The following is a 7,745-nucleotide window of genomic DNA, read 5'->3' as shown; positions in this document are numbered from 1 at the left end:
CGCCTTCCACACCAGGAACAGGCCACCGGCGATCAGGATCATGTCCTTCCACGAGAACCCCTGGCCGAGTACTTCGAATACCGGCGTGGTCAGTTGCACGATAAACGCGATGGTGCTCAACAGGCCCAGGCGCAATATCAACGCCATGCTGATACCAATGCGCCGTGCCTTGGCCCGATGCTTCTGCGGCAGCTTGTTGGTGAGGATCGAGATAAAGATCAGGTTATCGATGCCAAGCACGATTTCCATGACGATCAAGGTGGCCAGGGCAACCCAGGCGGTGGGGCTGGCAGCCAGCTGTAACAGGTAATCCATAGGTCAGTCCTGACGTTGTACGGGAAATTAAGTGCGGGCAGTTAGGCTTCTTTACTGTTCGATTCTGATGCTTTCTCTTCCTGATCATCCTTCTTCTGCGGGGTGATCAGGCCGTTTGTCGCTTCACTCAATGCCTGTTCGGCGGCTTTGTGGGTGTCATCGATCGCTTGCTTGGCCGACTCGGTAGCCTTGCCCAACACTTGCTGGGCGCTTTTTTCGACCTGATCGCAACCGCTGATCACTACCAATGAAAGCGCAAGCAACGATGCCGCGCCCAGAAAATTGAGTTTCATGACGTATTCCTCGTTAGAACCATTGGGTCCAAATAGTGGCCCCGCGATAGCGAGGCATTCTATGCAGGAGAACAGTTCAGGAAAATTCGTATTTTCCCCGCGTATACTTCGCTTTTTACGAAGTGATGGGCGCCATGCTCAATTACCGACAACTGCACTACTTCTGGGTGGTGGCCAAGACTGGCAGCATCGTGCGCGCCTGTGAGCAGCTTAACCTCACGCCCCAGACCATCAGCGGGCAGATCAGCCTGCTTGAGCAGACCTTTGGTGTCGCGCTGTTTCAGCGCGTCGGTCGCCAGTTGGAGCTGACTGAAGCCGGGCGCCAGGCTTTGCCGTATGCCGAGCAGATGTTCCAGACCGGTAATGAATTGGAAGCCATGCTGCGCGCACAACCCGACGAACAACAGATCCAGTTTCGCGTCGGGGTGGCGGACGTGGTGCCCAAATCCATCGTCTACCGGCTGATCGCGCCGACCATGGAGCTGAGCGAGCCGATCCGCATCACGTGCCGCGAGGACAAACTCGAACGCCTGCTGGCTGACCTGGCGATCCAGCGCCTGGACTTGGTGATTTCCGACAGCCCCATGCCGACGCACCTGGATATCAAAGGCTACAGCCAGAAGCTGGGAGAATGTGGCATCAGTTTTTTCGCCACCCAAGCCTTGGCTGACAGATATAGCGGCGACTTCCCACACTGCCTGCATGGCGCACCACTATTGATTCCAGGTGCGGAAACCGTCGTGCGCAGCCGTTTGCAGCGCTGGTTTGCCGAGCAACAGATTCAACCACGGATCATCGGTGAATTCGATGACAGCGCCTTGATGCAGGCGTTTGGCCAGTCCGGCAGCGGCATCTTCATCGCCCCCAGCGTGATCGCCGATGAGGTGGTGCGCCAGTACGGCGTTGCACTGATTGGCCAGACCGTGGCGGTGACCGAGTCCTTCTACGCGATCTCGGTGGAACGCAAGGTCAAGCACCCCGGCATCGTGGCGATTACCGAAGGTGCTCGGCGGGAGTTGTTTACCCCCCCGTCCTGACGGATCAGGCGTTGGAGGCGACCGGTTGCTTGGCGGTCATCAGCCACAATGCCAGCAGGATCGACACCAGGATAAACCCGGACGCCGCAAAACCCAGGCTGCCCAGGCCGAGTGTGTCGATCACATGGCCGCCGACCAGCGCCCCCAGGCCGATCCCCAGATTGGCCCCGGCAATATTCAGCGACGCAGCAAACGCAGGCGCATGGGGCGCGGCTTTCATCAGTCGTACATGGCTGACCAGGAACATCGCCGCCTGGGTCACGCCCCACACCGCCATCGCCGCCGCCAGGCCGACGGTGGAGTGAATCGCCGGCACCAGTGCCACCATGCCGGCGATCATGAAGCCGCAGAACAGCATGGACGCGATCAACGGATGGCGATCCACCGCGCGCCCACCCAACGAATTGCCAATCAAACCGACCGCGCCAAAGCCCATCAAGCACCAGCCCACCAACGTGCCATCGAACCCGGCCAGGCGCTCAAGGATGTCTGCCAAGTAGGTGTAAGCGGTGAACATGCCGCTGAACACCAGGATCGACAGCAGGATATGGCCCTGCATCAGCGGGTTGCGCAGGATCTTGAATTGCGAGCGCAACGTCACTTCATCGTGCTTCGGCGCCGTCACTGGCAGGTAGATAAACAACAACAAGGCCTTGGCCACCGCCACCACCGCAAGAATGGCAAACGCGCTGCGCCAGCCGAACATGTCGGAAATCAGCGTGCCCACCGGAATGCCGAACACCGTGGCGCAGACGATACCGAAGCCAATCTTCTCGATGGCGCGCCCAGCGAACTCGGGGCCGACGATGTCCACCGCCGTTTCGCTGGCGAGCGCCCAGAACACCGGCAAACCCAGCGCCGGAATCAACCGCGCCACCGCCATCACCCAGATGTTCGGTGCCAGTGCCGCCACGGTATTGGCCACGCCAAACATGATCAAAATGCTGATAAACAGCCGCTTGCGTGGGAAACGCGCGCAATAGGCCGTCAGAAACGGGCCGAACGCCGCCACGGTGAACGCAAACAACGTCACCAGCAGCCCGGCCTGGGACACGCTGACATTCAGGTCGCGGGCGATGGACGGCAATAGGCCGACGATGACGAATTCTGTGGTCAGCACAGTAAAGCCAGCGGCCGACAGGAGCAGAATGGGAAACAGCATGAAAACTCCAGAAACAACGACATCAACGACAACCCGGAGGGCTCGCTGAAGGATAGGAAACGTGAGAGGCCGGAATCTTAACAGAGTCTGTCGGGCTGGGCGAAAACCGAAGAACGCGGGTGACGGAATGCCGCACCGGCAGGGACATTTCCTACAGCATGCTAGACTCCGCGCCTGCTTCCTACACCCTCCCTGCTTGCAATGCTGCGCCCCACTAAAAAAACTAGAGACAACTGCTTATGACTGCTGCCCCTTCCCTCCTGCAACGACTAGCGCGCGTCAGCCTGGTCACGCAAATCGTCATTGGCCTGATCGCGGGCATTCTGCTGGCCTTGCTGCTGCCCGAGGCGGCGAAAGCCACCGGGTTTATCGGCAAGATGTTCGTCGCGGCGCTCAAGGCTGTTGCACCGATCCTGGTGTTTGTGCTGGTGATGGCGTCGATCGCCAACCACAAGCATGGCCAGGAAACCCATATCAAACCGATTCTGTTCCTGTACCTGCTGGGCACGTTTGCCGCTGCAGTGGTGGCCGTGATCGCCAGCACACTGTTCCCCTCGCCACTGGTACTCGCCACCCACGATGCGACGCTCAGTGCCCCAGGTGGTATTGGCGAGGTGTTGCAAGGCTTGTTGCTGAGTGTGGTGGACAACCCGATCAGCGCACTGATGAATGCCAACTTTATCGGCATCCTGGCCTGGGCCATCGGCATGGGCATTGCCATTCGCCATGCGGGCGAAACCACCCGCACGGTGCTGGATGACTTGTCCAACGGGGTCACGCTGATTGTGCGTGTAGTGATCCGCTTTGCGCCGCTGGGCATTTTCGGCCTGGTGGCCTCGACCCTGGCCACTTCCGGTTTTGGCGCCCTGCTCGGCTATGCCCACCTGCTGGTGGTGCTGATCGGTTGCATGCTGTTTGTGGCGCTGGTGATCAACCCGGCCATCGTGTTCTGGAAACTGCGTCGCAACCCTTACCCGCTGGTGCTGCTGTGCCTGCGTGAAAGCGGGATCACCGCGTTCTTCACCCGCAGCTCGGCAGCGAATATCCCGGTCAACCTGGCGTTGAGCAAGCGCCTGGGCCTGCATGAAGACACTTACTCGGTGTCGATCCCGCTCGGTGCCACCATCAACATGGCCGGTGCCGCGACCACCATCACCGTGCTGACCCTGGCCGCCGTGCACACCTTGGGCATTGCCGTCGACCTGCCTACCGCAGTGCTGCTCAGCGTGGTTGCAGCCATCTGCGCCTGCGGCGCATCCGGGGTCGCGGGCGGTTCGCTGCTGTTGATCCCGCTGGCGTGCAGCCTGTTTGGCATTCCCAGTGAAATCGCGATGCAGGTAGTGGCCGTAGGCTTCATCATCGGCGTGCTGCAGGATTCGGCGGAAACAGCGCTCAACTCCTCTACCGACGTGCTGTTCACCGCAGCTGCATGCCTGGGCAAAGAAGAACAACCGGCTTAAACGCCGCGCATAAAAAAACCGGGGCGGTTCTTGAATGAACCGCCCCGGTTTTTTTTGGTGTTTAGAACGCGCCCATGTAGTCGCGCTTGCCCACGTCCACACCGTTATGACGCAGCAAAGCGTAAGCGGTGGTGACGTGGAAGAAGAACTGCGGCAGGCCGTAGGTCAGCAGGTAGGACTGGCCGCTGAAGCGCTTCTCTTTAGGCGTGCCTGGGCGAGTGATGATCTCGATGCCTTCCTTGCCGTCGATTTGCTCAGGCTTAAGGGTGTCGACAAACGCCAGGACCTTGGCGATCAGCGCTTGCAGGTCGGCGAAGGTGACTTCGGTATCTTCATATTTCGGCACTTCGATCTCGGCCAGGCGTGCGGACACGCCCTTGGCGAAGTCGACGGCGATCTGCACCTGGCGCACCAGCTGGAACATGTCCGGGAACAGGCGCGCTTGCAGCAAGGCGTTCGGCTCGATGTTCTTGGCGGTGGCGTGGGCTTCGGCTTTGGTCAACACGCCGCTCAGGGCGGTGAGCATTTGCTTGAAGACTGGGATGGAAGCGGCGTACAGGGAAATAGTCATGGCAGTCTCGCAGTAATGGCAGGATTGGAACCAGCGGCGATTATAGCCATGCCCATCGCTTGTCTTTTATTTTTTCAGGATTAGGCTAGGCAGTTCACTGCATAGGGAAAGCGCGATGACCGCCGAGCACGACACCGACACCCCTGAGCCGCGCCTGAACAGCACGGAAATCCGCGTCTTGGGCTGCCTGATCGAAAAACAGGCGACCAACCCGGAAACCTATCCCCTGACCCTCAATGCCCTGGTCCTGGCCTGTAACCAGAAGACCAGCCGCGAGCCGGTGATGAACCTGAGCCAGGGCCAGGTCGGTCAAAGCCTGCGCGCGCTGGAAGGCCAAGGGTTTACCCGCCTGGTGATGGGCAGCCGCGCCGACCGCTGGGAGCATCGCGTGGACAAGGCGCTGGAATTGGTGCCGGCCCAGGTGATCCTGACCGGGCTGCTGTTTTTGCGCGGGCCGCAGACCGTCAATGAACTGCTGACGCGCAGCGGACGCATGCATGATTTCGAAGATGCCGAACAGGTGGTGCATCAACTTGAGCGCCTGATTGCGCGAGGGCTGGCGGTGTTGGTGCCGCGTCAGGCGGGCCAGCGCGAAGATCGCTACACCCATGCGCTGGGCGATCCGGCCGATATCGAATTGATACTCGCGGCGCGTGGCAGTCCGGTGGAGCGCGGGGCTGGGGTTTCGGTAGACCGCCTTGAAGAACTTGAAGCGCGGATCGCGGCGCTTGAAGAGCGGCTGGCTCAGTTGGAACAGGGCTGACGGCATCCTTGTGGCGAGTTCCCTCGCCACCGTTTCAGATCAAGGCGTTAAATAGCATGCCTACGGCCACCAATACGCACAGGCTGGCAAACCCGACCTGCAAGGCGCGCGCAGGGATTACCGAACACAGGCGTCGACCCGCCAACATGCCGACGATGCTGGCGCCGATAAATACCCAGCCCACCGGCTCGATGCGCACCCCCGCATGAAACGCGCCAGCAACACCGACCAGCGAGAGCAGGCTGATCACCATCAGAGAGGTGGCGACAATTCCGCGCATCTGCACATCGGTCAGTTGCTTGAACGCCGGCACGATGAGGAAGCCGCCGCCCACGCCGAGCAAGCCCGATACAGCCCCTGTCACCGCGCCGAGGGCGGCCAGGGTCGCGCTGCATTTGGCGGTCCAGGCGAAGCGCCCGGTCTGCTGGTTGAGCATGCAGTTCTTCTGGCCCCAGGAGGCGGTACCATGGTCACTCGGCCCGGCGTCGCGCTTTTCGCGCTGCAACATGCGCCAGGCCACCAGCAGCATCAACGCGCTGAACAGGCCCATCAACACCGCTTCCGCCAACTGGTGGGCGAGGAACACCCCCACTGGCGAAAAAAGCGCGCCAAGCAAGGCGATCAGCAACGCGGCGCGGTAGCGCACCAAGCCATGGCGCAAACCGTCGATCGCCCCCACCGCTGCCGCCGCGCCGACGGCAAGCAACGACACCGGCGCAGCCTGGGTCATGCTCATGCCCAAGCCCAGCACCAGCGCCGGCACGCCAAGGATGCCGCCACCCGCGCCCGTCAGGCCCATGACCAAGCCCATCAATAATCCCAACACACTGGCCAGCAGCATTCAGTCCACCTTGCTAAGACGGGTCAGCCACTCGCGGCCCTTGAGCATGCCGTTCCAGTAGAACCACGGCAGCAAGGTGGCCTTGAGGAACCACATCGAACGTCGGGCCTGGGTCGGGTCCAGGGGGAAGGTCGGCAGCAACTTGCCGCCGTAGCCGAACTCGGCGAGCACCACCTTGCCCTTCTCCACCGTCAACGGGCACGAACCGTAACCGTCGTACTTGAGCGGCAGCGCCGCCTGCTTGCGCAGGGCCAGCAGATTCTCGGCGACCACCACGATCTGCTTGCGCACGGCGGCGGCGGTCTTGGCGTTGGTGGTGCCACATACATCACCCAGGCCGAAGATGTGCGGGTAGCGCAGGTGTTGCAGGCTATGGGGGTTCACTTCGCACCAGCCGGCAGCGTCAGCCAATGGACTTTGTCTGATGAAATCCGGGGACACCTGCGGTGGGACCACGTGCAGCAAGTCGAAGGATTTTTCTTCAACGCTGACACTGCCTTCGGCGTCTTTCACTTCGAACCAGGCCTTGCGGGCCGGGCCGTCGACTTTCACCAGGTTGGCGTTGAACGCCAGGCGGGCGTTGTATTTTTCCACGTACTTCATCAACGGTGGCACAAAGGTCGCCACACCAAACAGTGCTGCACCGGCCAGGTTGAATTCAACGTCGATGTTTTTCAGAGTGCCCTGTTTTAGCCAGTGATCGCAGGACAGGTACATGGCCTTTTGCGGCGCACCCGCGCATTTGATCGGCATGGCCGGCTGGGTGAAGATCGCCTTGCCGCCCTTGAGTTGCTGCACCAGCTGCCAGGTATAGGCAGCGTGCTCGTAGCTGTAGTTGGACGTCACGCCATGCTGGCCGAGGGTGTCCTGCAGCCCTTCGACTTTTTCCCAGGCCAGGCGCAGGCCGGGGCAGACGATCAGGTTGTTCCAGCTGACGCGCTGGCCGCTGTCGAGGACCAGGGTTTGCTCGTCCGGCAGCAGTTCGGTGACGGCGGCTTGCACCCAGGTGACGCCATTGGGCAGTACGTCGGCCAGTGGCCGGCGGGTCTTTTTGACGTCGTATGCGCCGCCGCCGACCAACGTCCAGGCAGGCTGGTAGCAATGGTATTCACTCGGTTCGATCAGGGTGATATTCAGCTGGGGGTCGCGCTTGAGCAGGCTGGCCACCAGGCCGATGCCCGCCGAGCCGCCGCCGATGACAACGATATCGCCACTGATGGTTGGGCCCCAGTGTTGTTCGGTCATGGTCTATCGCCTTTTATCGTCAATGCACACAAGGGGCGTTGCCGTATGGCGTCACGTC

General features: G+C 61.1%; 9 protein-coding genes. 3 read left to right on the top strand and 6 right to left on the bottom strand.

What is annotated here, in order from left to right; genetic code table 11:
* Together AACY52_RS21500 and AACY52_RS21495 are read right to left on the bottom strand one after the other, a co-directional pair.
* Positions 1–315: TerC family protein (locus tag AACY52_RS21500; RefSeq protein WP_370468042.1), on the bottom strand; the 315-nt coding region annotated here is incomplete at its 3' end.
* Between the two features lie 41 nt (positions 316–356).
* Entirely contained in the window at positions 357–608 is a 252-nt protein-coding gene (locus AACY52_RS21495; RefSeq protein ID WP_339420101.1) for a hypothetical protein, read from the bottom strand.
* A 134-nt stretch (positions 609–742) separates the two neighbouring features.
* On the opposite strand from AACY52_RS21495, the gene nhaR reads away from it, so the two are divergent.
* On the top strand, positions 743–1,645 hold the full coding sequence (gene nhaR, locus AACY52_RS21490; RefSeq protein WP_339420099.1) for a transcriptional activator NhaR: 903 nt from the start codon (positions 743–745) through the stop codon (positions 1,643–1,645).
* Positions 1,646–1,649: 4 nt separating this feature from the next.
* Here nhaR and AACY52_RS21485 read toward each other — a convergent pair whose 3' ends face one another.
* Entirely contained in the window at positions 1,650–2,807 is a 1,158-nt protein-coding gene (locus AACY52_RS21485) for an MFS transporter (protein ID WP_339420097.1), read from the bottom strand.
* Positions 2,808–3,046: 239 nt separating this feature from the next.
* On the opposite strand from AACY52_RS21485, the gene sstT reads away from it, so the two are divergent.
* Positions 3,047–4,267, top strand: coding sequence for a serine/threonine transporter SstT (gene sstT / locus AACY52_RS21480; protein WP_339420096.1), 1,221 nt, complete (start codon positions 3,047–3,049; stop codon positions 4,265–4,267).
* A 61-nt stretch (positions 4,268–4,328) separates the two neighbouring features.
* Here sstT and AACY52_RS21475 read toward each other — a convergent pair whose 3' ends face one another.
* Positions 4,329–4,838 (bottom strand): DUF1993 domain-containing protein, encoded by a 510-nt coding sequence (locus AACY52_RS21475; RefSeq protein ID WP_339420094.1) that lies wholly within the window; start codon positions 4,836–4,838, stop codon positions 4,329–4,331.
* A gap of 115 nt (positions 4,839–4,953) precedes the next feature.
* Here AACY52_RS21475 and AACY52_RS21470 point away from each other — a divergent pair, with 115 nt between their 5' ends.
* Positions 4,954–5,601, top strand: a complete 648-nt coding sequence (locus AACY52_RS21470) for a DUF480 domain-containing protein (RefSeq protein WP_339420092.1) — start codon at positions 4,954–4,956, stop codon at positions 5,599–5,601.
* A gap of 34 nt (positions 5,602–5,635) precedes the next feature.
* Here the strand turns inward: AACY52_RS21470 and AACY52_RS21465 are convergent, their stop codons facing one another.
* Both AACY52_RS21465 and AACY52_RS21460 read right to left on the bottom strand, forming a co-directional pair.
* Positions 5,636–6,442, bottom strand: coding sequence for a sulfite exporter TauE/SafE family protein (locus tag AACY52_RS21465; RefSeq protein ID WP_339420090.1), 807 nt, complete (start codon positions 6,440–6,442; stop codon positions 5,636–5,638).
* A complete protein-coding gene (locus AACY52_RS21460) occupies positions 6,443–7,687 on the bottom strand; it encodes an FAD/NAD(P)-binding oxidoreductase (protein WP_339420088.1) in 1,245 nt (414 codons plus the stop codon).
* Positions 7,688–7,745: the final 58 nt, after the last annotated feature.

It is taken from the genome of Pseudomonas sp. EA_65y_Pfl1_P113, assembly GCF_963970525.1.
Lineage (GTDB): Bacteria > Pseudomonadota > Gammaproteobacteria > Pseudomonadales > Pseudomonadaceae > Aquipseudomonas > Aquipseudomonas tritici.
The sequence above is the reverse complement of the archived record's forward strand: the minus strand, read 5'-3'. Positions and strand labels throughout refer to the sequence as shown.

Bases quoted from the DNA above. Each gene is read 5' to 3' on its own strand.
- AACY52_RS21495 (WP_339420101.1), bottom strand. From the start codon at position 608: ATGAAACTCAATTTTCTGGGCGCGGCATCGTTGCTTGCGCTTTCATTG.
- nhaR (WP_339420099.1), top strand. From the start codon at position 743: ATGCTCAATTACCGACAACTGCACTACTTCTGGGTGGTGGCCAAGACT.
- AACY52_RS21485 (WP_339420097.1), bottom strand. From the start codon at position 2,807: ATGCTGTTTCCCATTCTGCTCCTGTCGGCCGCTGGCTTTACTGTGCTG.
- sstT (WP_339420096.1), top strand. From the start codon at position 3,047: ATGACTGCTGCCCCTTCCCTCCTGCAACGACTAGCGCGCGTCAGCCTG.
- AACY52_RS21475 (WP_339420094.1), bottom strand. From the start codon at position 4,838: ATGACTATTTCCCTGTACGCCGCTTCCATCCCAGTCTTCAAGCAAATG.
- AACY52_RS21470 (WP_339420092.1), top strand. From the start codon at position 4,954: ATGACCGCCGAGCACGACACCGACACCCCTGAGCCGCGCCTGAACAGC.
- AACY52_RS21465 (WP_339420090.1), bottom strand. From the start codon at position 6,442: ATGCTGCTGGCCAGTGTGTTGGGATTATTGATGGGCTTGGTCATGGGC.
- AACY52_RS21460 (WP_339420088.1), bottom strand. From the start codon at position 7,687: ATGACCGAACAACACTGGGGCCCAACCATCAGTGGCGATATCGTTGTC.